Consider the following 25,123-nt stretch of genomic DNA (forward strand, 5'->3'; position numbering starts at 1 on the left):
ACCTTTTCACACTTCACATTTCACACTTCACACTTCTTAAAGATGAACATTGCTACCGCCCCACTCAGAAAGCGGAGGCAAGATGCCATCGTCAATAGTCTGGTCTCGCAACGCAGTCAGATGGGCGTAGGATTCGCGCAGAGCATTGATATCGTCTTGAGTGCCTTCGGGCAGGGACCAGTTCACACCCGAAGCAGACAGGGTCACAGGCATAGCCATCATAATACGATCAAATTCTCCATCATTGAGATATGCACCGCAGGGCCAATCATAGGACTCGCCCGCCAGAACGCCGCGCAGCATAAAAACGCTTTGTTGTGCCGGCGATTGAAACGAAGAACGGCCACGCAGATCGATAATGCGAGCGCCTCCCCCGCGCACGTGATCTTGAACACCGGTCCATTCATCGGCACTCATGCCAACGCCATTGACGGTCTCTCCATTGAGAATATCGGTAAGAGGCGTGCCGTCAATCTGAATACCACCAATAAATACGGCCATCTGTTCTCCGTGCCCCCCGTACGTGCGGCAACCAGTGACTTTGCTTTGTAAAATGTCGAAATGTTGTGCCAGTCGAGTTTGTAAGCGCGTGCTATCGAGCGCGGCGAGAGTCGTCACGCGCCCGGGTTCGAGTCCCGAATGTACCAATGTAGTCAACCCCGTAATGTCGGCGGGATTAAAAATAATGATGACAAACTTACAGTTGGAACAATACTGTTTGATATCGAGGCCGAGTTGTTTGGCAATTTCTGCATTATCGCGCCGCAAGTCTTCTCGGGTCATGCCCTCTTTGCGCGGCGCGCCTCCCGAACTGATAACATAAGAAGCGCCTTCAAGTGCTTCGGCAACATCGGTTGTCCACGTAACATCGGCATTGGGAAAACCGCAGTGATAAACCTCCTCGGCCGCACCTTCAAGCCCAGGCGCAAAAGGATCGTACATAGATACGCGAGACGCCGTGCCCGAAGACAGGAGCGTTTGCGCAAGGTTAGAACCAATGGCGCCTGCTGCGCCCATTACTGCAACTTTTTCATCTGTCAGGTACATCGATACTCCTCTTTCAGGTGAACGATTGAGAAAACCCCGCACTTTTGTACGGGGTTTTGATGGTTGAATTGTTGATCTAAATACCCACTGTGGTTAGAACGAAACGCGATTGATCATCTACTCCTGATTTTGAAGCGCCTCGTACATCTGAAATGCCTCAGTTGCTTTTTTCACACATTCTGCGGCAACTTCGCCTTCCGAGACTTCGGATTTGCGCGCATAAACGCGAGACAACGCAGCCCATGCTCTGGCATTATTCGCTTGCAGTTCGGTTACTTTTGAAAAAGCTTCAATAGCCCTGTCGTAAGCATCTACTTTGTCTGCGAGCAAGCCAAGCTGGTACCACGCATCGGCGTCAGTCGGATTTGCGTCAACGCTTTTTGCAAACAGATCGAGAGCCTTATCACCCTTGTCGAGTTGCTTATACGCAATAGCGAGATTGAACAGCGCGTCCATATTATCGGGTTGTATCTCAACTACTTTTTCGAGAATCGCAGCGGACTTTTCGTAGTTCTCTGCCTGCAAATAAATGGTTGCGGCAATATTTAAAATTTTTGGATCATCACCCGCAATAGCCAGCGCCTTCTCCGCTGATTCCGCCGCACCTTCTTTATCGCCCAGTCGATATTGGGCAATCGACATGTGCTGCAAAATATTGATTTCTTCGGGATCAATCGCATGGCCCTTTTTGAACATTTCAAGAGCTTCTTCAATCCGTTCGACATTCATAAGCGCGCCGCCCAAATTGAAAAAAGACTGCGCTTTTTTGGGATTGAGTTCAATCGCCTTTTGGTACATCTCAATACCCGCTTCTGAACTGCCCATATTGAGATGCGTAATAGCCAGCCCTTCATAAGCGTCGGCTTCATTGGGATTAATCGTAATGGCGAGATCGAATTGCTCAATGGCAAAATCGAACCTCTGGGCATTCATCCCCTTGACGGCCATGTTGTAATACCGCGTCCAGAGTTCTTTGCGATCGGCATCGACTTTCCTTTTCCACTTTCTGTCCGTTGCCAGATTATAGTGCTCATTCATCTCTTCAAAAAGCTCTTTCTGGCCGTAGAGCCAGCCCAAATAATACTGCACCTCGGAATCGTCGGGGCGTCCTTCCGCCGCGATTATATATTGTTCCATCGCCTTGTCGTATTGGCGCTGGTTGATATACAATTTGCCCGAGCGTTTGGCTACTGAAGCCTGTCCTTTGGTCACTTTTGCCTCTGCGGTCTGTACGAACAATGGTGTCGCAGCAAAGGCCAGTGCAAGGGCAACAATAAATCCGCGCTTAAAAAATGTCATGGGAATCTTCCTTTCTCAACGCAACCGGCGCGTTCCGGCAGCAGGTTAAATGACAATGCATACCGCCAATATATGCAGTGTGTAAAATCCTGTCAAGTCTCTGCGCGAAGGCGCAAACTGCACGCCGCTATTACCCTTATTGTTCCGATAGAAGCGTGCCGCCTCGCGCCCAGTGATCGCGGGAAATATCTTCGATAACGACCATCGTGCCATCGGCTTTGGCATCGCAAATATTGACCATCGCATCGGTAATAGCTCTGGCGAGTTCGCGTTTTTGCTCGTGCGTGCGGCCTTCGAGCATTTTAACATTAATGAAAGGCATAGTACCTCCTTTTAAAAAATAATCAGTTCTGGACTCTGCAACCTGGGAACCGCGGGTTTGGACGCGCCAAAGGAAAAAGCAACCGGCAAGCTAAAGCCGCGGATAGTACCCAGGGTTCTATTATCTTCGAGATCGACAATATAGACCTGTAAATTGCCCGTTGAAGCCAAACTTTCAAGGCTTTCGACACCAGCGACATAGACCGTCTTACCGTCGGGTTTAAGGCCGATATTGCCCACGATTACACCGACAAAAATTTCGGCGGTTTGTCTCCATGTTTGTGTATCGATAACCACAATACCTCCCCAGAACGCGGGCACGGAATTGCCCAACGCATCAAAGCCCAAAAAAATTCGGTAGAGAGATACGACAAGGCGCGTGCCATCTGCGGAAAGCGCGATATCGCGAACTTCAATGTCCAGATCATTGGCCTGACCGAGTGTGAGGCTATCGGCAATCGCTTTGGTGCTGGTATTGACTTTGAGCACGCGGCCTGCACGAGTGTTGTTGAGATAAAGGCTTTGTCCATCGGGCGAGACGGCCAATCGACTGACGGTTTGGCCCACAGAGATACTGTCGATCAGTGCTGGAATACCCGTATCAATAACAGACACGGCATTTGTAGCATTGCCGTGCCCAACATAGAGACGCGCCCCATCGGGCGAGATAGCAATGCCACGGGGCGTGGGCGGAACATCGATGATGTCCAGGGGCTGACCTGCAAGTACATCAAAAACTTCGACTGTAGCCCCCTCTTCTTCGGTCACGTATGCAAACTGGTGATTGGGTGAAAGCGCAATGTGAAAACCGCCCCGACTCGTAAATCCTCCGCCAGGTGCGACTGGCATTTCGAGTGAGAGTTGAAAATCGGGGATCCCATCTTCAGTAAATGCGTGGAAGGTATCTCTACCTGCCACATAAAGTCGCTTGTTGATATTAGAAAACGCGATACCCCGCGGAAAATCGGCGGAAAACGTTCGGCTGGAATCGAGCAAATTAGTCGAAGTATCGATAACCCGGATATTGGCACCTAGAACATCGCTAATATAAAGAAATCGAGGCTCGGGTCCTGCCGGTGGAGTCGTCGGACTTGAAGACCCGCCAAAAGCATTGACAAAAAGCAGAAAGTCCGAAAAGTCGATTGTGCCATTGCCGTCGAGGTCGAGTTTTTCATTGAAATCATCCTGACCGGCAGACTTGCCAAAACCCTGAGCAAACGCCAGAAAATCAGTAAAATCAACGGTGCCATTGCCATCAAAATCAGCGGATTTTGTTTCCTGGGCATCGAGCAGTGGAGCTATCAAAATTAGTGTGAGAGACAATACAATCGCGGTATATTTCATAATATTTCCTTTTTGAAGGGTACTTATGATACATTTGACCGTTGAGGCTGTCAATCTGAATTGATTACATTTTGGGACGTTTCCCATTTGCTTATAGTTCCCGGTTCTAAATAAAAGGAGATATTGTGTTACCCGATTATCCGACGATTTTCTGGATTCTGGCTGTCATCTCTGTAATTTTTGTCGGTATAGCCAAAGCCGGGTTTGGCGGAGGTGTTGGCATTTTGGCAACGCCACTCATGGCACTTGTCATTCCAGTGGCAGACTCGGCAGCGATTTTGTTACCACTCTTAATGGTTTGCGATGTATTTGCCGTTGCACACTACCGCAAGCATTTTCATCGGCGCAGTGTAAAATTGCTCTTGCCCGGTGCGGCAATCGGGATCGGTATAGGAGCATTATTCTTTGGATATTTCAGCGCGAATGAGCGCGTATTGCAACTCGGTTTGGGGATTTTGAGTTTGTTTTTTGTGGTATTCCAGGCTTTGCGCGCAGTGATTACGGGCGCACTTACAAAGCGACACCCACACAGTGCAGAAGGCGTTTTCATGGGCGCAATAGCGGGCTTTACGTCAACCATCGCACATGCTGGCGGTCCCCCTACAACCATCTATTTGCTTCCCCAACAATTGCCCCGCAACCTCTTTGTGGGAACGACCGTAATTCTTTTTGCCGCGATCAATCAGATGAAATTAATTCCCTATTTGGGATTGGATATTTTGCGAGCCGAACATCTCGTCACAATCGCAATCCTATCCCCATTGGGCTACGCAGGCGTGAGGTTGGGCATTTTTTTTAATAAGCGTTTCACAGACCACTGGTTTAATATAGTCGTCTATTCAATTCTATTTATCGCAGGCGTACAGTTGATTTCGGGCAAAAACTTAATTCAATTGTTAGGCATTGTGTAAACTGTAAAATTGTCCTATTTTTTAGAAAAAGGGCCGGGGACTGGTGTGATCCTTTCACGTCTCACTCTGGAGGTTGGCCATGGCATCGCGCATCTGCTTTATACTGACCTGTATCATCGCTTTTTCCGGGTGTTATACGCAACTTCGGGCACCGCGCGTTCATCGTGAACAACGCGCTGAATCCCCTGTCAAGCCTTCCGAGAATTCTGTACAGCGATTTGAATATTACTACTACAATTATTGCAATCCATCTCCTCTGCCATTTTACGAATCATACCATCCATATCGCCCGTACCGTCCATATCGGCGATATCCGCGCTGGAACCGGCACCGCCTCATCTGGAAATATTCGAGCTGGGCAAGCGTGTACGACCCGTGGTGGCGGGGGTGGTCGCCGAGGATTTTGGTGCCTCATATTGTATATGCGCCAGCGCCAACAGTAAGACCTCAAATAGAACGCGAGCAAGTCAATCCGCGTCCCCGTATCAGATACACAGGCGTGCGTGGAGAACCCGCCTCGGCCAGCACAATTCGGTCGGGCAACACCACAACTGAAAGCACACCTACAGCACAGCGGGAGAACTCGCGCAGCACCAAAACGAAAAGCACACAGCAAACGGAGAACTCGCGTAGTACCAAAACACAATCATCAGAAAAATCAAAAAAAGAAGAAAAGTCTGAAAAGCGCGAAGAGAAACGCTCAACGCAGCGCCGCAGAGGAGGGATGAGATAATGACCAAACATCTCTGTATCCCGACATTTGTGATTTGCGTCTTCGCGGTATCTATCCCTGCACAAGAAGTCGCTCTCGATAGCTTTTCTGGCATTGGTGCCCGAGCCATGGGCATGGGCGGTGCTTATATTTCCGTATCCGATGATTTTTCTGGCCTGTTCTGGAACCCCGCGGGATTGGCGCGGATCGAGCGCGGAACCGTAAATTGGGGCGTTTCGCACGACCGATTTCGCAACATATCGCAATTTTTTGACCGTTCTTCAACCCTCGAATTGCGCAGTACGCGCATTGCATCCCTGGGTTTTGTCTATCCCGTTCCCGTGTATCGCGGGAGTCTGGTCTTTGCCGGAGGCTTTGGGCGCAATCAAAATTTTGATGGAGGATTACAGATTGATGCGTATGATACCATCGCCAATTTTGATAAAGCGGGAATTTCAGAAGACAAAGGCGCTCTCGGCGCGTGGACATTTGGGGCTGCAATAGATCTGATGCCGCGTTTGTCGGCGGGAATCTCGCTGTTTCGTTGGGGGGGAACCAATCGCTTTTTACAGGAATTGACCCTTGAAGATGTGCAACGGGTACACGCCGACACCATCCGCATCTTCCAGCGTTTTGAATCTGAGGAACGCTATTCTGCCTGGGGCATCCAGGGCGGCATTCGGTATTGGCATCCCACGGGATTTCAATTTGGCATTGTGGCAACAGCGGCCACGCCATTGCGCGTATCGGCTGAGCTGGCGGATGAATTTGAAGACGAGTTTGAAGACCGCACAGATACCTATCCACGCGAATCTTTTTCGGACGCATATGAAATTCGTCAACCCCTGACTTTTGGGATGGGAATTGGATGGTCGTCGGGAGGATTGACGGTGAGCGGCGACGTACATTACGGCGATTTGCAAGAAATAACTTACGAGATTTTGCCACTCAATATTGCACCCAATGTCGATGATTTCCGGCGGCAATATCGCAGTGCGGCGCGGCTGCATTTGGGATGTGAATATGTCATTTCGCATTGGGGCATCGCGTTCAGAGGTGGTTACTACCGCGACCCGGTTCGCTATGTGGGGGGCGGCAGTGTCCCAGAAATACAAATTGAGACAGACCGCGATGCATGGACACTCGGTTTTGGCACCGAATTGGAAAAGGCTGTAACCCTGGATTTTGCCGCAGTGATTGGTGGCTACAAAGCCATTGAAGGTAATCGCGCAGATCGCGTACGTGCAGTGCGGGTACTCGCCTCCGCGCGTTTTTATTTTTTTACAGGACTTTAGAAAGCACAAAGGAGTTAGCATGGATCAGTATATTTCTGAAACACAGTGGGCAACATTTGAAGCGCAAGGGTATCTTCATTTGGGCAAAGTAATGGACGATGGGGAACTGGAGGCATTACAGCAGCGAATTGATGAGATCATGCTCGGCACGGCGTCCATCGACTACGATCATGTAATGATGCAACTGGATTCTGACCCCGAGAACAATGGAAAACCCGGCCCGCAGAGCAAAGGACATAAATACGCGACACTCGGATATCGCAAAATTCAAAATTTGGAATTGGATCCCCTCTTTCTCTCATTTTTACAAAAACCACAGTTTCGAGAAATCTGCGAACACATCTATGGCAAAAATACGCCCGTAGATTGTTTTAGGGCGATGTTTATGAACAAACCCGCACACGACGGCACCCCGCTGGTATGGCATCAGGACCGCTGGACCGATCTAACCCTCGATCCCCAAATCACGATATGGACGGCTCTGGATCCCACATCAGTTGAAAACGGCTGTGTGAAAATTATTCCGAAATCGCATCACAGGCTGATAAATCCCGAGCAAGGCTCCGGATTTTTGACCGAAGAACACATCGAGACCATTGTATCCCAATACGAGCCAATAGATTTAATATTAGAAGCCGGCGACTCTGTTCTGCTCCACAACTGGATGCTGCACAGTTCGGGCGTAAACACCACAGATATTGCGCGCCGCGCATTCAGCGTGTGTTATATGCACGGTGACACGCGCTCATTGCGCGGCAGCACCTTCACCCGTGTCTTTGAATAGACGAATAGACGAATAGACGAATAGACGAACCCCACCCTGCCACCCAAAGTTGCACCAAACTCCGTCGTTAATTCGCCGATTCGTTGATTCGTTGATTTATATGTCAGAACCCATCGTTTTATTTGAATCGCATCGCAAAGGTGCGAGTTATCGTTTTTGCGACCTGTGCGATACCATTTGCGTTTCGCATCCCAAAGATGTTGCTCCCGCACTCGAACGCATTGAACAGGCTGTCCATTCGGGATTACACGCAGCGGGATTTTTGTCTTATGAAGCCGCATCGGGTCTGGATCCCGTTTTAAAAACGCACGTACCGGGAGATTTTCCACTCATGTGGTTCGGCCTGTTTCGGCATCGAGAACATATCCCTGTCGGAACACCGAATCATAGAAACTACGATCTGGACTCATGGCGCCCCTCTGTTTCGCGCGCTGCTTACGATACCGCCCTGAATCGCATTCGAGACCTCATCATTGCCGGCGATACCTATCAGGTTAATTATTCCTTCCGAATGCGGGCAAATTTTTCGGGCAATAGCCTGAGTTTTTATCGCGATCTATGTCGGGCGCAGCGCACGGATTATGCGGCGTATCTGGATATCGGGCGATTTCAAATCCTATCGGCTTCGCCCGAATTGTTTTTTTCGTTAAAAAATAACACGTTAATCGCGCGTCCGATGAAAGGCACTGCACCTCGGGGACGATGGTGGGAAGAAGATGAAGCGCGTACAAAACAGCTTCAAAAATCCGAGAAAGACCGCGCGGAAAATGTGATGATCGTCGATTTGATGCGCAGCGATTTGGGGCGCGTTTCAAGTGGTGTGAAAGTGCCATCACTATGGCAGGTCGAACGTTATGAAACCGTATTGCAGATGACCTCAACCGTGACATCGCGCATGCGTTGTGGCGTGGGGTTGCGCGAACTGGTGACAGCGCTCTTTCCGTGCGGCTCCGTAACCGGTGCGCCCAAAGTGCGTACCATGGAAATTATCAAAGAAGTAGAGCGAACTGCGCGGGGAATTTATACTGGAAGCATTGGCTACCTGTCGCCGGGAGGGGACATAGCCTTTAATGTGGCGATTCGCACAGTCTGTATTGACCGCAAAACGGGTATTGCAGAATTTGGTGTGGGCAGTGGCATAACCTGTGATTCCTCAAATGATGGCGAGTATGAAGAGTGTTTGACCAAAGCGCGCATGCTCGCAGAACGACAACCTGTTTTTGACCTGTTTGAAACCCTGCGATACGATGGCAAAAACGGGTTCTTTTTGTTAAATCGTCACATAGATCGGATAGAAGCGTCCTCGCGGTATTTTGGATTTGCTTTTGATCGGTTAAACGTCCTATCTGAGCTCGAAAAGGCAGTATCGGGTCTGGATACACCACAACGGGTGCGCCTTGTCCTATCGCGCAGGGGCTGTGTACAGGTCGAAACCGCACCACTTAAAAATGCATCGCAAGATCGCGTACTTTCCGCCCGTATCTCACCACTACCGGTTGACAGCCGCGATCCCCTATTATTTCACAAAACAACGCGCCGCGAACCCTATACCTCTCGATTGAACATGTATCCCCTATGTGAAGAAATCATTCTCATCAACGAACGCGGCGAAGCTACAGAATGCAGCATTGGCAATCTCGTCGCCAAATGGGACGACCTGTATGTAACACCTCCCATTTCCTGTGGCCTGTTGGGCGGTACCTTTCGCGCCGAATTATTATCGCGAGGCAAAGTTACGGAGCAAGTGTTAAAAATAGATGACCTGAAACGCGCGGAGGTACTCTACATGATCAATTCTGTGCGAAAATGGACAAGGCTTAAACTTATTGAATAGGAGATATTTATGTACCGCATCGGACAACCCGAAGCCAAGCGCGTGGAAACCCTCCTGGAAAGCGGTGAAATTTTTCGCTATGGCAAGGCCGGCGAATGCGACCAATTTGAAGCAGACTGGGGAAAGCGATTGGGCGGTGTTCAGGTCCGCATGACCACCAGCGGCACGGCATCGCTCTATTGCGCCCTCATTGGCCTGAAAGTTGGACCGGGCGATTCGGTCATTGTGCCATCGTGTACCTATATGGCGACCGCACTCGCCGTTGTTGCCGCAGGAGCCATGCCCATTATTGCCGAAGTAGATGAATCGATCACCCTCTCGCCCGAAGATGTCGAGCGAAAAATTGCCCCGCACACAAAAGCCATCATTCCCGTGCATATGTGGGGATTGCCCTGTAATATGGACGCACTGATGGATATAGCAGAAAAACGCGGGGTAAAAGTATTAGAAGATGCCTGCCAGGCCGTGGGTGGTGGATACAAAGGGCGCGAACTCGGGTCCATCGGACATGCCGGGGCATTCAGCTTTAACTATTTCAAAAACATGACCAGCGGCGAAGGCGGCGCGTTTGTCTCTGCTGATGACTCTGTATTTCGTCGCGGATCAGTAGCAGCAGATTGTTGTTCTTATTACTGGAATCCCGACGAGCACCGCCCAGATGAACAATTTGCCGGATTGAATTTCAGAGCCACTGAAATCTCGGGCGCCATTCTCAACGCACAACTCGAGCGCATCGACGAAATGTTGGATCGCATGCGCGGACACAAACGAACCCTGACAAAAGTGGGCGAAGACGCGGGCCTGACATCCATTACAAACAACAGTCTGGATTGCGAATGCGGGACCCATGTCGGCTTTATTTTTAATTCCGAGGAAAACGCTCGCGCCTTTGCCAAACAGATATCGGAATTGAAAGGACGCGCTTTTTTGCCCATCGACACCGGGCGACACGTTTACACGCGATGGGATCCCATTATGCGAAAGCAGGGGGCACACCATCCCGCGCTCGACCCATTTAATCTGCCGCAAAACAAGGCATTGAATATCGAATATTCAATGGACATGTGCCCCAGGTCGCTGGATATCTTGAGCCGCGCAGTACTCATTGGCATGCACCCGGACAACGACCGAGAAAAGATAGATGAACTTGCAGACGCCATTCGGGAATCTGCACATGTGGTAAAACATCAAAAAAAGGAGATTTTGACATGAAAATGCAATGGATGCTGATTCTAATTTTGACCCTGAGCAACAGTGTATTGGCTGCGCCGAGCAAACCAGCACCTCGCAAACCCAAGGAAGGCCAAAACGAAATCGCGATCCGCCACCATAAAGAAGGCTTGCGCCACCGGGATGCGGCCTGGGTCTATGAAGAAAAAATGTCGGGCACAGAAGGAGAAGAGCGAGAAACGTACGCGCGGTTTATCCAGGACCTGTACAATCGCGCACTGGGAGAATTTGCGAAAGCGACCGAGCAGGACTCGACGTATTACCAGGCATTTAGCAGTTTGGGATACGTCAAGCGCAAAACCGGAGATATGGACGGAGCAATGGCAGCGTACAATCGTGCTTTGACATTAAATCCAAACTACGCAGAAGCCATTGAATATCGCGCAGAAGCGTATTTGATCGTGGGACAGGTGGAAAAAATGAAAAAAGCGTATGGGGTATTGGCCGCACTGAATCGCCCTCACGCAGCGCGATTGTTGACCTTTGTAACACAATGGGCAGATGGCGCAACCGATGCAGATATGGCGACCTCTTTGCGGACATGGGCATCTGAACAAAAAGAAAAACTCGGCGAGGTAAAAACATTTGTTGAGAAATGGTGATATGTAGGAGTGGGTTTCGAGCGGGGTACAACTGGCCGTCTCTCAGGCCAGTTCAACCCGCTCCTACTAACGACTAACCACTGAAACAATCAAACCAATAAAACCACCAAAAGCCCCGCCCCAAACGACCAGCCAGCCCAGATGTTTGTGAATCATCTCCTGGACAATGGTCTTAACCATTTCGGGCGTCAACTCGTTTAGACGCTGCATAACAATGGCGTCAACCTTGTCAATCATTTCTTCCGTATAACTCGCGGTATTCAACCCTCTCTGGATGGCATCGAGAAATTTGGGTGAGGATAGCAAGAGGCGGATTTCTACTCGGATTTTTTTTACAAAAGGATCTCTGAGAGGCTGTAATGCCGCTGTACCGCCGAACATATTGATTACGCTGCCAAAAGGAGAGGACATAACAGCCTCCATCAGGCGGCTGAAGATGCGGTCGCAGTCAACGGCCTCAATAACGGGGTCGGCATCGAACTCATCTGGAATTTTTTGTTCGGCGAGAAATTTTTTAACATTTTCAGCGGTAAAAAACTGATTCATAATCAAAGCGTGGATACCCGTCTTAAATTCTTCAAACCGACTCGGCACAACGCCTGAACCATATAGTCCCGGCACTTTCTCAAAAAGCATGTGAACCGCCAACCAGTTGGTCAGGGCACCCGAAGTTGCAAAAAGCCCAACCGCGAGCAAATGATCGGAATAAACAGGACTGACATAACCTGCACCGATCACGCCGACCGCGAGCAGATTTGTCACAAGGCTTTTATTCATACCGGAGTCCTTACAGGGAAATAGCGAAAAAAATCTCAGAGATAGCAGAACAACGTGGCAATCAGATTGTCAAAAACGCTCAGACGGCAGACCTCATAACCGTGGGAATTTTCTCTCGGATACCCAATAGTTGCAGCCCGAGGTACGTGACCCGCCTGAAGAACGCCCGAGGCATCGGACGCCGCGCGATCGTAAACAGCGTATTGCAATTGTGTACCCGCGCGTTGCGCTGCTGCTGCGAGATCGGCAATCAAGCCCTGATCGAAATGCATCTGGCTATCTCTTGACCAGACCGCTGGGCGACCATCGAGTTGAAGTTGTTGGTTCCTCGGCATAGGAGCAGAATCAACCGCGATAAAAATTTCGACCGGGTTTCGCGCGGTCCAGCCACGTGCCCCAATCAATCCGGTTTCTTCTTGAACGAGAAAACACAGGCAGGTGGTGCGATTGGGTATTGTCTTTTCTTCCGAAATGCGCTGAAGCAGGCGCAGAAGGGTGAGACTCCCGCCCCGGTTGTCAAATAACCACGCGGAAACGAGCGGATCGTCGGGTGGCCCAAAAAAATGAGGCCCGCGCACACCTGCCACTGGTACAGCAGTCGATCCAACGCGCACACCTGCGCGGGAGAGCTGATCGGGTGTCAGACCAGTGAGCAAATGACAATAGGGCCAGGTAATGCCACTTTGCCCCGTTGCAAATTGCGTGTTGGGATCCGACGGATCAGTCGTATGCGTAGAACCAAAACAGAGATGTGCCGCAACCGTCTCTGCACCATCTGAAACGATTTCAACAGGACATTCGCCGAGTTTCCAGGGATGCAACCCACCGCTCGGGCGCACCTGCAGGGTACCATCGGCATTGATGGCGGTAATCACCATGGCGAGTTCGTCCATATGACTGGCAAGCGCGATATGCCCCAGATCGGGATTTTGCCCGGGCACTTCCACCCAAACATTGCCCTGCTGGTCTTGTTTTGGTGCATGCCCCAAATCGGCAATGCGATCCATAATAACCCGGGCCATAAGTTCTTCGCGGCCCGATGGTGCGGGAACGCGCAAAAGGTCTGACAGCAGACGTACATTGGGATCATCTTGAGGATAAGACATAAAATGTCACCTTTTCGTTTCAGGATTATTATCGACCACTAAGAATACGCTGGCGCGTGCAATTTATCAAGTGCTTTCAAAATTCATGAAGCCTTTTGGTGTGTTATCCGTCCAATGATTTGACATAAAGCCTTATACCCTTCCATGTGAGAAAAATGATGGACCGTCAGTCTTCCTTATTGCCGCGCATTTCAGTGAATCGCCCCGTTACGGTTGCGATGTGTCTGGTCGCGTTATTACTGGTGGGTATTATGGCCTATTTCCGCGTACCGGTGAAATTTTTTCCCTCGGGATTTACACCGGCTTTTTTGTATGTGGATATTGAATACAATCACCGCAACGCCTCGCCCCAGGAAGCCGAACAACAAATCGCCCGCCCACTGGAAGAACAGTTGCGCGCGGTAAAGGGCATAAAGAAAATTCGCACGTACAGCGCGTCTTATGGCGTGGATGCGCCCATTGAGTTTCAGCCCGATACAGATATGGTCCTGGCTTATAATCAGGTGGTAGATCGCCTTGAGCGTCTCAAATTAGAATTGCCAGAAGATGTTCGCGATCAAGTCTATGTGTATAAATTTAATACAGATAGCTGGTCCATTATGTGGGCGGGCGTCTCTCTGGCCCCATCGGTTGTCGATCCCTATAAGTTCTTAAACCTGCATGTGAAACGGCACTTAGAACGAATCGAGGGCGTGGGCAGAGTCAGCTTTTGGGGCGTGGATGAAAAAGAAGTTATGATTGAACTCAATCACGAGCGATTGATGGCCCGGGGAGTGGATTTGGGAACGATGGTGCAATCGCTGCGATCGGACAACTTCGCGCTTTCGGTCGGGCATGTGCGCGAAGGCGGCAAGCGATTTTTTGTGCGCTCACTCGCCAAATATCAAAGTGTAGATGAAATCAAAAATATTCTCATTCGCACCCCCCGGAGCGAAGTGCGCCTTGGAGATGTATCAGACATAGTTTACGACATCCCCGGACGGTCATGGTATCAGCGCATTGATGGACGAGAAGCCGTATCAATAGCGATTTATCAAGAATCGGGCGCCAATATTGTAGAAGTATGCGAGCGCGTGGTGGCGGCTTTTCAGGAGATTGAAAGCGATCCGTCGATGGAAAAAAAGATCGCTTTTAATGTATTTTTTAATCAGGGCGAATACATCAGCGATTCAATTCGCAATTTGGAAACCACAGGACTTTGGGGCGGGTTATTTGCCGCGATGGTTCTGCTATTCTTTTTGAAAACATTGCGCATGACAGCGATTATCACCCTATCTATTCCCCTGTGTGTGATGATTACGATTACAGCACTTTATTTTCTCGGCTGGTCGCTCAATGTGCTGACCATGATGGGCCTGATGGTAGGCGTGGGGATGGTGGTCGATAATGCCATTGTGATCCTGGAAAATATCTATCGCATGCGCGGCAAAGGACTACCCGCCAAAGAAGCGGCCATCGCAGGTGCCGGCGAAGTCGGGTTGGCAATCACCATGGCAACGCTGACAACCGTTGTCGTGTTTTTGCCGCTAATGCTGATGAGCGGCAGTGTAGAACTGACCTTTTTCCTCGCGCGCATTGGTGTACCGGTTGTGGTCGCGCTTGTGGGATCGCTATTTGTGGCACTCATTTTTATTCCACAGGCATCATTGCGTTTTGGAGGTTCCCAGATCAAAGCCGACCCATCGATCATTCAGCGCATGCGCCATTATTACGCGCGCATGCTGAACTGGACACTCACCCATCGGCGCGATGCATTTTTGATCGCTCTCGCCCTGCTCGGAAGCATCAGCTATCCAATGAACGAACTCAAGCGCGGCGATTCAGACGGCAGCATGCTCAATGATTTTCGCATCGAGTTTAGTTTTCCAAAGGATTTTGGCATTCGAGATGCCAGCGACACAATCGCAGAAGTCGAGGGTTTTTTAGATGCCCGCCGCGAGAAATACGGCATAGAGACCATGCGCGTGTGGTTCAGATCTACGTATGGCTCTATTCACGTCTTTCTGAAAAAGACCAATGAAGCCTGGTGGCAGACAACCTATAAATCCGTACGCGCATTGATCGGTATTCCCATACAACAGCACTTACCCCGCAACGCCGTGATCGAAGACCTGAAAAAACACGCCCCCCAATTTGTAGGTGTCAAAGTGGCTGTACAGGGGCAAGGCAGGAGCGGTGGTGAAGGCGGTGATTCTGCCGTTTCACTGGCTCTCTATGGGGATAATGTCGATGTACTCGCGAATCTGGTGCAAGAGGTTGACCGACGGCTAAAAGAAATCCCCTCGGTCATAAGCGTAGATTCAGACCTGGAACGCGCCAATGATGAAGTACAGGTCATTATCGACCGGGAACGCGCACAAAAATTTGGACTCGTAGCTCGAGACGTGGGACGCAGCATTGGTTTCGCGCTCCAGGGCGTACAATTGCCCTATCTCCAGTCTGACAACCACGAAATCAGGGTGCGGCTGTATTTGGAAAAATTGAACCAGCAAACACTGCAACGCCTGAAGCGTTTGACTTTTCCGGCTGAAACGGGCGCACAGGTTTCATTGCTGGACTTTGCCACCCTGCGCGTAGATCAAGGACGCGGCACCATCAGGCGAGAAGATGGCAAAACGCGGTTGCGGGTGCGGGCTTTTACGACCAAAGAAGATATCAAAGAACTGTATGGAGAAATTGACCGCGCAATGGAAGGATTTGAAATGCCGCGCGGTTATACCTGGGACAAAGGGGAAAGATATTCCAAGCTGCGGGAAGAAGATTATACCATGTATTTCGCCGCGATTATGGCCGTGACCTGTGTCTTCCTGTTGATGGGCGTTTTGTTCGAATCTTTTATACTGCCATTTTCTGTTTTGTTTTCCATCCCTTTTGCCTTTCTGGGCGTTTATTGGACGCTATTTGCGACCCAAACACCTATGGCAGGGTTGGCCATGGTAGGTATAATTGTGCTCATCGGTGTGGTCGTCAACAACGCGATTGTACTGGTCGATATGGTAAATCGCCTGCGCGCAGAAGGCATGCATCGAACCGCTGCGATTATGGAGGCGGGCGCAAATCGTTTCCGCCCCATTATGATGACGACATTTACAACCGTCTGCGGCCTTTTGCCGATGGCTCTGGGAAGCAGTAAAGTTCTGGGCCAGCCCTATGCACCTATGGGATTCACCATGATCGGCGGCCTGCTCTCTTCGACCCTGCTTACCCTGCTGCTCGTCCCCTTGTTTTACACATTTTTGGATGACCTTCGCTCAGCCCTCAAAAGATTGACAAATAGTGCCTTCAACGCACTAAAAATTAGCGACACACAGGCGGCGGACATGGCGGATTAATTTTATATATACTTCGCTACATTGTCGAGCCTCACTGGTAGTTGTAAGCCAGTGCTGTATCTACGCCGCCCCTTCCACGCATCCCATCCCGATCCTGGTAGTTTCACTCAATCACACTCCGCAAACTCTGCTCATGCACCTCAGCTTCCGGCCAGTGTGTATTCAGAATATCTTTAATATTATCCTTTGGTCCGCGAAAGACCATGATCATGTTATCCGAGACAAAAAATTTTTCGAGAAAGGAACGCACATCCTCATCAGTAACCGAATCATAACCGCCTTCGCGTCTTGGCGTGTTGTAAATGGCTCTATATACCTCACGGTTCAGGCTCCTCTGTGGTGTCTGGTTGTGGACATCTGACACCTTGAGAATTTCACGCCGCTCTTTGAGTGCTTCCCAAAAGCGCGGATTGTCGGGCAACTCTCGGATAAAGTCTGACATTTTCTGTATCAGTTCTTCGCTATTTTGGAGTTGAGGATCGGCGTAAATTTCAAAATATATAACCTCTTCCGATGCCCTCACCCTACAAGAAGGACTATAGGTCAATCCCAATTCTTCTCTAAAATATTTGGGAATTAGACCATGAATATCACCTCTAAGCGCACTCGATATGAGTGCAGGGACATAGGTTTCTTCACCAAGATTTCCAATGGGGATCAACCAGTGAGAGAAAACACTCTTTATACTTGAATTAAACACAAAAGCAGTAGGGCCTATTTTAGTATCGGTTGCTAAACCCGCCAATGAATGCACAAATCCGCCAGTCTTCCTTCCTTCTGTAATTGGACGAAGCAACTTCGCGACCTCAGTGGAATCGAGGTCTGAGATCACCTTAAAAAACACGACATCTGTTTTCAGAAGCTGATCATAATATTGTCTGATATCCTCAAGCGAGAGATTCTTAAGCGTTTTTAAGGACCTTTGTTTTTTTATACCCATTGTTTGTGAAAGAGCAAATGTTTTTCTCATCATAGAGGCATTCCTTCGCACATCATTCTGGTAGATAGTCGTCAGTTGTTTTTTCACCTCTTTCAAATCGAGATCGGAAAATTCTAAATTCTGTATCAAATCCGCGACTATTTTTATAGACTCACCGCAGTTCCTGGACAGGGCAGAAATGGATATGGTCTGGTAGTATGTACTGGTACTGGTATTGAACCTGGCCCCTGATGCAGATAACCGATCCATGTACCCTCGTCTTTTTGCAGCATCCCAAATCATTCTCCAGACTGTTCTTGCAAGCCCAATTTGAGAAGGCTGGTCCTGATTTCTCCCGGCTCCGAGGAAGACAATATCAATTTTTGTCAGCGGAGCGCGTATGTCATTGCGATAAAAAATATGGTGGTTGGGAATTTCGGCAAAAGCAGACAGGACACCAACCACGTAACACAGGGCAAAACTAAGCGTCACTTTTAGAAACATATTCATTGGCCTTTCGGGAAAATTTCTGGTGCAACTTTCTGATAATCCATATCGACGCAAACAGAACTGTAGCAACAGTCCAAATGGGAATAGCAATCTCCAATACCAACTTGTTTGGAGATTGGTTTAGATCCTATTTTGAAGTTTTTGTATCCTGTCTTAATCTCAAGGACAGGGTTATGGAATTGTCATCTGCCATGTACAGGTCTATGATGCGCCGAATATCTTCAGTGCTAACAGATTCTATATCCCCGATCAATCTCGGATACAGCAGGGGATCGTTAGTATGGGCGAATGCCTGACCGAATGAATTAGCCATGCTCGAACGGTTGTAAAATGCGGAATACATGCTGTGCAATTGTTCATTGCGGGCTGCATTGAGTTCATCTTCAGAGATGGATTTTATCTTCTCCAACTCGATACGAATAATAGCATGAACAGCATCTGAGGACGTAGAATGGGGCAGATCTGCCGCGCAAGTCATCAGACTGAATCCTTTATAATGGTTGAGTCCCATACTGAAAACCTTTGCAAGTCCAGAATCAACTATATAAGACCGCAATGAATTTGAGCTTTTATTTAAAATGCGAGCAAGAATGAGCAATCCCGCATAGTCGCGATGACCTAAACTGGGCAGGTACCAGCTTTTCCTGAATTTGGCAACACTGAGACCTCTTGAAGTAACCGTAAACTTTTTTCCCAACACTTTGGGCTTAGAAAGTTGAGGAGATGACAATTTGTTCGGTGTTTGCTCATTGCCATAAGCTTCGTCCAGTTTGGTCAGAACATAATCAAAATCCACATCGCCGATTATGACAATCAATCTCTTTTGGCGGCGTAGAAAATTCTCATGATACGCTTTCAAACCAACGGGTTCGAGTTGTTTAATAAAATCCTCAGTACCCAGGCTAATAAAGTTCTTCTTTCCATAGATTAAGCTGGAAAAAGAATAAACAAACCTCGATGTTAAACTTGCCAGTCTGCGGCTTCGTTCTGTCAGTACAATTTTCTTTTCCATTTCAACGACTTCTTCATTAATCACTGTGCTGTAATATCTTTCCGTATCTATCTCAACAGCGAGATCAAATTTGTCTTTTGGAAATCTCAGCATAAAGCGCGTAGAATGATAAGAAGTAGCAGCACTTTTTTGTCCTCCATTCTTGCTAATGATTTCGTCCTGGCTTCCAGTGCCTGACATGAGATGCTCTAAGAAGTGTATTCGTCCTTGCTTCCCCTCCTCTTCATCTGCCGATCCAGCACTGTAGTAGGTATGGTATTCAAAGGTCGGGATTGTCCGATCCACGACAATCACGGCGTCGAGATTGGAATTGATGGTATAATGCTGTGCAGTGAGTTCTTTGGACAACACCTCTGTCCCAATAAGCTCATAGGCGGGACAGGTACTCGTCGGCAAGACACATACCAGTAAGAATATGAACGCATAAATTTTCTTCATGTTTAAACCTCACGAAAGTTCGACATCCACTGGAGCTTTTCGCTCGATACTATCGCAAATCGCCTCGCATACCACCATCGCCTGACACGCATCTCGCAGGGTTGGTGAACCTGACTCCCCTTTTTGTACAGCCCGCGCAAAAGCCTGCATTTGCCCCCAGTATCCACCTCGTTTTTCCGCATTGTCCCGCACTGCGGGCGAATAAGATTGGGATGGAATACCGGGCGAGGGTTGGTATCCCCCTTCGGGCGAATGGGGTTCAAAATCCAACGTGTGCAAATTCACCAAACGCAAATGCGCCTGTGCATCGCCCGCCGCTTCAATCTTACACGTCCAATTTGGGGTACAACCCGTCAGCGTAATCATTCCGGTTGCACCGCTATCAAAATGCGCGGTACAGGCAATTGCAAATCGTCCTCCCTCACCAACCGACAAATCCGCGTAAACCCGCTCGATCTCCCCGCCCAAAAAACGCGCGAGATCTACCGCGTGCGTTGACTGAAAAATCATATACTGCCAGCCCGCGCGATAGTCTGAATCATCCGGCCACATCGGACCTGGCATAAAATATCGGCTCTCCAAAAAAAGCAACTTTCCAAACTCGGGCGTCGCCATCAATTCCCGAAATTTCTGCACCCCGGGCGCGTGTCGCATATTGTGACCAATCTGCGTAATAAGCCCTCGTCCTTCAGCCATATCAGCCAACTCCTGAGCCTGGGCTGTTAAACGCGCCGGAGGCTTCTCCATCATCAACGGCAACCCCGCTGCCAGCACCTGCTTCCCACATTCAAAATGCATATCCGGCGGCCCCACGACCATCACGGCATCCAGGTCTTCCTTCTCTATCATATCAGACAAATCCGTGTACCATCTTCTCGCTCCAAAAAATCGCGCATTGCGCTCTGCCAGTTCCACTTCCAAATCACAGCAAGCGTACAGATCCAATTCCGGTATGGTTGCAAAATTGGGATACCACGATGCACTCGCCTGTTTCCCACAGCCTATAAACCCAACGCGAACAGGTGCGACACTCATTTCTCACCCCTCAGTTTATTGCGAAACGACTTGCGAAACTTTTGCACTTTGGGATTGATAACAAAGATGCAATACGGTTGATATGGATTCTCGACAAAATAATTCTGATGATACGCTTCCCCCTCATAAAATATTGGAAGTGGCGCAATCTCCGTCACAATCGGATCAGCCCATAAATCCGATGCCTCTGTCTCTGCCATTGACTGCTCGGCAATTTTCTTCTGCTCTTCATCGTGATAATAGATCACCGATCGATACTGCGTACCCACGTCATTCCCCTGGCGGTTCAATGTCGTTGGGTCATGAGTACGCCAGAAAATGAACAGAATCTCCTCAAACGAAATCACAGTCGGATCAAACGCAATCTGCACCACCTCGGCGTGTCCTGTGGTACCCGAACACACCTCCTCGTATGTCGGATTCTCCACCGTTCCCCCTGCGTATCCCGACACGACTTTATGCACGCCAATCACATCCTGATAAATCGCCTCCACGCACCAGAAACACCCGCCCCCAAGCGTCGCGGTCTCCATTGTACTGGACATAGTAATACTCCTTATGTGGCTATTTACACGCTGCATTTTGCATGCATCATATTCCCCCCCACGTCTTTTGTCAAGGTGAAATCAGAATCTCACCACACAGCAGATGGCGATTTTCTATTTGACACACGCGCGCGATCCTGTCAAATTAAACCCTTGTTTTAGACCATTATTTTTTTCAACCTTAAAGGAGAGTTACATGCCCCAACGGGAATTCAACCTCAGATACGCCCCGCACCACGGCCATTTCTCAAACAGCGCGGGCGATGACTATCTCGACCAACTCAAATACGCCGCAGATCAGGGCTTTACAGCCTGGGAAGACAATGGCATGCCCAAACGCGACATAGGAATGCAAGAAAAAATCGCCGCAGAAATGACCCGATTAAACCTCGAAATGGGTGTTTTTGTCGCCACGGGATCTTTTTCAGATGTCACATTTGCTGGCGACGATGAAGATGCAAAACAGGCTGTACTAAAAGATATCAAAGCCGCCATTGAAGTTGCCAAACGCGTAAATGCAAAATGGTGTACAGTCGTACCCGGCCTTTACGACTTAAAACTCGCGTGGGATTATCAAACAGCCAATGTAATCGAACTGCTCAAACGATGCTGCGACATTCTCGAAGAATCGGGTCTGGTAATGGTATTGGAACCGCTCAATCGCCTGACGAACCACCCCCGCGTTTATCTGGCTGGCTCGCCACAGGCATATCTGGTCTGCCAGGCCGTCAACCACCCGTGTTGCAAAATCCTCTTTGACATCTACCACCAGCAAATCACCGAAGGCAATCTCATTCCCAATATCGACCGCTGCTGGTCTGAAATCGGTGTTTTTCAAGTAGGCGATAACCCCGGTCGCAAAGAACCCACCACTGGTGAAATCAACTACAAAAGTATCTTCAAGCATCTACACGAAAAAGGCTGCACCAGCATCGTCGGCATGGAACACGGCATCAGCCTGCCCGGCAAAGAAGGCGAAGACCGTCTGATCCAGGCTTATGTCGAATCGGATGATTTTTAGGTAAGGAGTCTATCCCATGAAAGCAATTCTCGTCGGCCTCGGAGGTCGTGCGCGTCACTGGCAGGCCGCGTGTGAAACACATCCCGAAGTCGAATTGGTCGCCTATGTTGAACCCTCAGCAGAAAACAAAAAACGCGCCATAGAAGAACGCGGTGTACCCGAGAATCTCATCTACGACGACCTCAGCGATGCCGCCTCAGTAGAAGCCGACTTTGTCGTCGATGTCACCCCACCCGCTGTTCACGAAACCATCGCGCTGAAAGCCTTTGATGCGGGCCTCAATCTATTGGGCGAAAAACCCCTGAGCGATAACTTCGAAGCCGCTAAGCGTATCGTTGAAGCGGGCAAAAAAGCGGGTGTCAAACACATGATCACACAGAACTACCGCTTTAATGAACTGCCCCGAACCACAAGGCGCTTGCTCGAAGCCAGACATATTGGCGACGTGGCGCAACTCGACGTATCGCTCTATGTCGATTGGGCAGACAACCCGGGCAGCCACTATGTGACGGAACCCTATATGTTCCTCACCGACATGGGCATCCACCACTTTGACATGATGCGCTATACCCTCAATGCCGACCCCGTCAGCGCACACGCCATCACCTGGAATTTGCCCTGGGGCTGGCATCAGGGCGACGCCTGCCAGATTATCGTCTTCAAATTTGAAAACGGCATTGTCGCCACACATCGCGGTATTGGCTGCACAATGGGACATGTACCTGCGGGACACAACGGCGAATGGCGCTACGAAGGGCCAAAAGGCACGCTCACGTGGGAGGGCTTTGACCTCTTTTACACACTCAAGCACAAACAGAATCCACAAATCCGCGAGCAAATCGAACTCGACGAAAGCGACGGACCAAATCCCGTGCTCAACGAATTTGTTCGCGCCCTTCAAGAGGACCGCCAACCCGAATGCAATGCCGAAGACAATCTAAAATCCATGTCCATGGTCTTCGGAGCCGTCACGAGTGCGATGGAAGGACGCGAAGTGCTACTATCAGAACTATAAAAAGGAGAACCCATGGCAGATCTACAGGGTGACACAAGCTGGTTTACACACGACCGTTTTGGATTGTTCATCCACTGGGGATTGTACGCATTGCCCGCGCGACACGAGTGGGTAAAGCAGCGAGAAGAAATACCCGACGCGCAATACGATCGATACTTGAAATACTTCGATCCGGATTTGTACGATCCCGAAGCGTGGGCAGATGCGGCGGCCAACGCGGGCATGAAATATTTCTGTGTCACCACCAAACACCACGAAGGCTTCGCGCTGTGGGACTCCAAACTGACGGAGTACAAAGCGACCAATACACCCGCACGCAGGGACTTGTTAAAACCCATGGTAGAAGCATTTCGGTCGCGGGGTATGAAGGTCGGCTTTTACCATTCCCTGATCGACTGGCACCATCCGCATTTCAGAATTGACGCCGTCCACAGTATGCGGAACCACCCCGATAAGGACAAGTTGAACGAACCTCGCGATCAAGCCCAATACGCCGCGTATTTGCACGGTCAAGTCCGCGAGTTGCTCACCGAATACGGCAAAGTGAATATGCTCTTTTACGATTTTAGTTATCCAGCCGGCGCAAGGGGCAGGCCCGAGGGTTTTGACGGCAAGGGACGAGATGATTGGAACAGCATCGAACTGATGAAAATGACGCGCGAGTTGCAGCCGGGTATTGTGATTAACGACCGGCTGGACCTGGACGATGTGGAAGGCGGATGGGATTATCGCACACCCGAACAATTTATGCCGCGCGAGTGGGTCACCTATCAGGGCGAACGCGTATTGTGGGAGACCTGTCAAACATTTTCGGGGTCGTGGGGCTATCACCGCGATGAAACAAGTTGGAAGAGCATCGAGCAACTGGTGCAAATGCTGGTCGGCGTGGTAAGCCGCGGGGGCAATTTATTGCTCAATGTTGGACCGACCGGACGCGGGGTATTTGACGATCGAGCATTGGATTGCCTGAACGGAATGGGCGAATGGATGAAATGGCACAGCCGATCCATTTATGGCTGTACTGCCGCGCCAGAGGAATTTCAGACGCCGGAGGATTGCCGCTTGACCTACAATCCCGACACCAATCGGCTGTACGTACACCTGTTCACCTATCCGTTCCGCTATCTGCATCTCGATGGATTTGCTGGCAAGGTAGAATACGCCCAGTTATTAAACGATGCTTCAGAAGTGCGATTTCACCAGCCCCGCGCTGGACACACGGGAGACAGCAGTATTGAAAGAGAAACCCTGACACTGGAATTGCCCGTGCAAAAACCCAATGTGACAGTACCCGTAGTCGAGTTGTTTTTGAAGGAGTGAAAAAATGACAATGATTGAAACAGACCTCCGCAAACTCAGTGCCGACGAGGTGGCGATCTATCGCGAACAGGGCTATGTGATTGTGCCAGATATATTTCCGCTGGAGGAACTCGCGGAAATCGACCGCGAGATCGATCGACTTCAGGAAACACAAAAAAAAACGGGGCGCAACAAGGGATGGATCATGCAGTTGGGATTGCGATCAGAAGTGACCCGCCAATTTGCCCAGGATGAGCGGGTATTGACACTGATCGAAGACATTGTAAAACCCGGCATTTCGATTTATTCGGCCAAGTTGACGGCAAAAGTGCCGCATTCCAACGACATCTGCCACTGGCACCAGGACGACGCGTATTACAATACACGCGCCCTGAGCAAAACGCGCATGTCCACCTGGATACCGCTACAGGACGCGGATGAGACAAATGGGTGTTTGTGGGTCGTGCCACAAAGCCATAAGGGCGGCGTGGTCACGCATGGACCATTTGGCGGACAATGCCCAAAGTGTATGGGACCAGCCGATCTTATGTTCGATGATGCGATCCCCTGTCCTGTAAAAGCCGGGGATATCCTTTTATTCCACGCCTGTTTGTGGCATCATTCCAAAGGCAACCAGACAGACCATATACGGCGGGCATTTATTGTCTCGTATCAAGAGGCCACTGTGCCCCGTGGCAATGGCGATCAGTATAAAATTCTGAGATCCGTATAAGG

The 25,123-nt window shown here is 49.7% G+C and carries 22 protein-coding genes; 12 read left to right on the top strand and 10 right to left on the bottom strand.

The window, feature by feature from the left end; all coding sequences use genetic code 11:
- Positions 1-36 precede the first annotated feature (36 nt).
- The 4 genes from F4Y39_03310 to F4Y39_03325 form a co-directional block, all read right to left on the bottom strand.
- Complete coding sequence (locus F4Y39_03310; protein ID MYC12731.1) at positions 37-1,047, bottom strand: malate dehydrogenase; 1,011 nt, start codon at positions 1,045-1,047, stop codon at positions 37-39.
- 117 nt (positions 1,048-1,164) lie between these two features.
- A complete protein-coding gene (locus F4Y39_03315) occupies positions 1,165-2,346 on the bottom strand; it encodes a tetratricopeptide repeat protein (GenBank protein ID MYC12732.1) in 1,182 nt (393 codons plus the stop codon).
- Between the two features lie 136 nt (positions 2,347-2,482).
- A complete protein-coding gene (locus tag F4Y39_03320; GenBank protein MYC12733.1) occupies positions 2,483-2,668 on the bottom strand; it encodes a 4-oxalocrotonate tautomerase family protein in 186 nt (61 codons plus the stop codon).
- 11 nt (positions 2,669-2,679) lie between these two features.
- Positions 2,680-4,098 (bottom strand): beta-propeller fold lactonase family protein, encoded by a 1,419-nt coding sequence (locus F4Y39_03325; protein MYC12734.1) that lies wholly within the window; start codon positions 4,096-4,098, stop codon positions 2,680-2,682.
- A 23-nt stretch (positions 4,099-4,121) separates the two neighbouring features.
- Here F4Y39_03325 and F4Y39_03330 point away from each other — a divergent pair, with 23 nt between their 5' ends.
- The 7 genes from F4Y39_03330 to F4Y39_03360 all read left to right on the top strand — a co-directional run bounded on the left by F4Y39_03330 (position 4,122) and on the right by F4Y39_03360 (position 11,379).
- The gene (locus tag F4Y39_03330) at positions 4,122-4,922 is read left to right on the top strand and encodes a sulfite exporter TauE/SafE family protein (protein MYC12735.1); all 801 of its coding nucleotides are present in this window, start codon (positions 4,122-4,124) and stop codon (positions 4,920-4,922) included.
- A gap of 79 nt (positions 4,923-5,001) precedes the next feature.
- Positions 5,002-5,655, top strand: a complete 654-nt coding sequence (locus tag F4Y39_03335; protein MYC12736.1) for a hypothetical protein — start codon at positions 5,002-5,004, stop codon at positions 5,653-5,655.
- Entirely contained in the window at positions 5,655-6,929 is a 1,275-nt protein-coding gene (locus tag F4Y39_03340) for a hypothetical protein (GenBank protein ID MYC12737.1), read from the top strand. Before F4Y39_03335 ends, F4Y39_03340 begins: the two co-directional genes overlap by 1 nt.
- 19 nt (positions 6,930-6,948) lie before the next feature.
- Positions 6,949-7,713: a phytanoyl-CoA dioxygenase family protein gene (locus F4Y39_03345; protein ID MYC12738.1), complete on the top strand. Its 765-nt coding sequence runs from the start codon at positions 6,949-6,951 to the stop codon at positions 7,711-7,713.
- Between the two features lie 100 nt (positions 7,714-7,813).
- Positions 7,814-9,547 (top strand): aminodeoxychorismate synthase component I, encoded by a 1,734-nt coding sequence (pabB, locus tag F4Y39_03350; GenBank protein ID MYC12739.1) that lies wholly within the window; start codon positions 7,814-7,816, stop codon positions 9,545-9,547.
- Between the two features lie 9 nt (positions 9,548-9,556).
- A complete protein-coding gene (locus F4Y39_03355) occupies positions 9,557-10,759 on the top strand; it encodes a DegT/DnrJ/EryC1/StrS aminotransferase (GenBank protein MYC12740.1) in 1,203 nt (400 codons plus the stop codon).
- Positions 10,756-11,379, top strand: coding sequence for a tetratricopeptide repeat protein (locus F4Y39_03360; GenBank protein ID MYC12741.1), 624 nt, complete (start codon positions 10,756-10,758; stop codon positions 11,377-11,379). Before F4Y39_03355 ends, F4Y39_03360 begins: the two co-directional genes overlap by 4 nt.
- Positions 11,380-11,445: 66 nt before the next feature.
- Here the strand turns inward: F4Y39_03360 and F4Y39_03365 are convergent, their stop codons facing one another.
- Together F4Y39_03365 and F4Y39_03370 are read right to left on the bottom strand one after the other, a co-directional pair.
- Positions 11,446-12,156: a DUF445 domain-containing protein gene (locus F4Y39_03365; protein ID MYC12742.1), complete on the bottom strand. Its 711-nt coding sequence runs from the start codon at positions 12,154-12,156 to the stop codon at positions 11,446-11,448.
- A 35-nt stretch (positions 12,157-12,191) separates the two neighbouring features.
- Positions 12,192-13,262: a M42 family metallopeptidase gene (locus F4Y39_03370; GenBank protein MYC12743.1), complete on the bottom strand. Its 1,071-nt coding sequence runs from the start codon at positions 13,260-13,262 to the stop codon at positions 12,192-12,194.
- Between the two features lie 155 nt (positions 13,263-13,417).
- Between F4Y39_03370 and F4Y39_03375 the strand changes: the two genes are divergently transcribed.
- Positions 13,418-16,594 carry an efflux RND transporter permease subunit gene (locus F4Y39_03375; GenBank protein MYC12744.1) on the top strand — a complete coding sequence of 1,059 codons (3,177 nt, stop codon included), beginning with the start codon at positions 13,418-13,420 and terminating at the stop codon, positions 16,592-16,594.
- Positions 16,595-16,697: 103 nt separating this feature from the next.
- Here F4Y39_03375 and F4Y39_03380 read toward each other — a convergent pair whose 3' ends face one another.
- The 4 genes from F4Y39_03380 to msrA all read right to left on the bottom strand — a co-directional run bounded on the left by F4Y39_03380 (position 16,698) and on the right by msrA (position 21,041).
- A complete protein-coding gene (locus F4Y39_03380; protein MYC12745.1) occupies positions 16,698-18,023 on the bottom strand; it encodes an insulinase family protein in 1,326 nt (441 codons plus the stop codon).
- A 127-nt stretch (positions 18,024-18,150) separates the two neighbouring features.
- Entirely contained in the window at positions 18,151-19,473 is a 1,323-nt protein-coding gene (locus F4Y39_03385) for an insulinase family protein (protein ID MYC12746.1), read from the bottom strand.
- 9 nt (positions 19,474-19,482) lie between these two features.
- Positions 19,483-20,508 carry a Gfo/Idh/MocA family oxidoreductase gene (locus tag F4Y39_03390; GenBank protein MYC12747.1) on the bottom strand — a complete coding sequence of 342 codons (1,026 nt, stop codon included), beginning with the start codon at positions 20,506-20,508 and terminating at the stop codon, positions 19,483-19,485.
- A complete protein-coding gene (msrA, locus tag F4Y39_03395; GenBank protein MYC12748.1) occupies positions 20,505-21,041 on the bottom strand; it encodes a peptide-methionine (S)-S-oxide reductase MsrA in 537 nt (178 codons plus the stop codon). Before msrA ends, F4Y39_03390 begins: the two co-directional genes overlap by 4 nt.
- A 115-nt stretch (positions 21,042-21,156) precedes the next feature.
- Here msrA and F4Y39_03400 point away from each other — a divergent pair, with 115 nt between their 5' ends.
- Genes F4Y39_03400 through F4Y39_03415 form a run of 4 tightly spaced genes read left to right on the top strand, consistent with a single transcriptional unit; the run spans position 21,157 to position 25,121 of the window.
- Positions 21,157-22,074: a TIM barrel protein gene (locus F4Y39_03400; GenBank protein MYC12749.1), complete on the top strand. Its 918-nt coding sequence runs from the start codon at positions 21,157-21,159 to the stop codon at positions 22,072-22,074.
- Between the two features lie 16 nt (positions 22,075-22,090).
- Positions 22,091-23,089 carry a Gfo/Idh/MocA family oxidoreductase gene (locus F4Y39_03405; protein MYC12750.1) on the top strand — a complete coding sequence of 333 codons (999 nt, stop codon included), beginning with the start codon at positions 22,091-22,093 and terminating at the stop codon, positions 23,087-23,089.
- Positions 23,090-23,101: 12 nt separating this feature from the next.
- A complete protein-coding gene (locus tag F4Y39_03410; GenBank protein MYC12751.1) occupies positions 23,102-24,409 on the top strand; it encodes an alpha-L-fucosidase in 1,308 nt (435 codons plus the stop codon).
- A gap of 4 nt (positions 24,410-24,413) precedes the next feature.
- Positions 24,414-25,121 carry a phytanoyl-CoA dioxygenase family protein gene (locus F4Y39_03415; GenBank protein MYC12752.1) on the top strand — a complete coding sequence of 236 codons (708 nt, stop codon included), beginning with the start codon at positions 24,414-24,416 and terminating at the stop codon, positions 25,119-25,121.
- The last annotated feature ends 2 nt before the right edge of the window (positions 25,122-25,123 follow it).

It is taken from the genome of Gemmatimonadota bacterium (genome assembly GCA_009838845.1).
Classification (GTDB): domain Bacteria; phylum Latescibacterota; class UBA2968; order UBA2968; family UBA2968; genus VXRD01.

Coding starts and splice junctions, on each gene's coding strand:
- F4Y39_03310 (MYC12731.1), bottom strand. CDS start 1,047: ATGTACCTGACAGATGAAAAAGTTGCAGTAATGGGCGCAGCAGGCGCC.
- F4Y39_03315 (MYC12732.1), bottom strand. CDS start 2,346: ATGACATTTTTTAAGCGCGGATTTATTGTTGCCCTTGCACTGGCCTTT.
- F4Y39_03320 (MYC12733.1), bottom strand. CDS start 2,668: ATGCCTTTCATTAATGTTAAAATGCTCGAAGGCCGCACGCACGAGCAA.
- F4Y39_03325 (MYC12734.1), bottom strand. CDS start 4,098: ATGGGAAACGTCCCAAAATGTAATCAATTCAGATTGACAGCCTCAACG.
- F4Y39_03335 (MYC12736.1), top strand. CDS start 5,002: ATGGCATCGCGCATCTGCTTTATACTGACCTGTATCATCGCTTTTTCC.
- F4Y39_03340 (MYC12737.1), top strand. CDS start 5,655: ATGACCAAACATCTCTGTATCCCGACATTTGTGATTTGCGTCTTCGCG.
- F4Y39_03345 (MYC12738.1), top strand. CDS start 6,949: ATGGATCAGTATATTTCTGAAACACAGTGGGCAACATTTGAAGCGCAA.
- pabB (MYC12739.1), top strand. CDS start 7,814: ATGTCAGAACCCATCGTTTTATTTGAATCGCATCGCAAAGGTGCGAGT.
- F4Y39_03355 (MYC12740.1), top strand. CDS start 9,557: ATGTACCGCATCGGACAACCCGAAGCCAAGCGCGTGGAAACCCTCCTG.
- F4Y39_03360 (MYC12741.1), top strand. CDS start 10,756: ATGAAAATGCAATGGATGCTGATTCTAATTTTGACCCTGAGCAACAGT.
- F4Y39_03365 (MYC12742.1), bottom strand. CDS start 12,156: ATGAATAAAAGCCTTGTGACAAATCTGCTCGCGGTCGGCGTGATCGGT.
- F4Y39_03370 (MYC12743.1), bottom strand. CDS start 13,262: ATGTCTTATCCTCAAGATGATCCCAATGTACGTCTGCTGTCAGACCTT.
- F4Y39_03375 (MYC12744.1), top strand. CDS start 13,418: ATGATGGACCGTCAGTCTTCCTTATTGCCGCGCATTTCAGTGAATCGC.
- F4Y39_03380 (MYC12745.1), bottom strand. CDS start 18,023: ATGAATATGTTTCTAAAAGTGACGCTTAGTTTTGCCCTGTGTTACGTG.
- F4Y39_03385 (MYC12746.1), bottom strand. CDS start 19,473: ATGAAGAAAATTTATGCGTTCATATTCTTACTGGTATGTGTCTTGCCG.
- F4Y39_03390 (MYC12747.1), bottom strand. CDS start 20,508: ATGAGTGTCGCACCTGTTCGCGTTGGGTTTATAGGCTGTGGGAAACAG.
- msrA (MYC12748.1), bottom strand. CDS start 21,041: ATGGAGACCGCGACGCTTGGGGGCGGGTGTTTCTGGTGCGTGGAGGCG.
- F4Y39_03400 (MYC12749.1), top strand. CDS start 21,157: ATGGCGATTTTCTATTTGACACACGCGCGCGATCCTGTCAAATTAAAC.
- F4Y39_03405 (MYC12750.1), top strand. CDS start 22,091: ATGAAAGCAATTCTCGTCGGCCTCGGAGGTCGTGCGCGTCACTGGCAG.
- F4Y39_03410 (MYC12751.1), top strand. CDS start 23,102: ATGGCAGATCTACAGGGTGACACAAGCTGGTTTACACACGACCGTTTT.
- F4Y39_03415 (MYC12752.1), top strand. CDS start 24,414: ATGACAATGATTGAAACAGACCTCCGCAAACTCAGTGCCGACGAGGTG.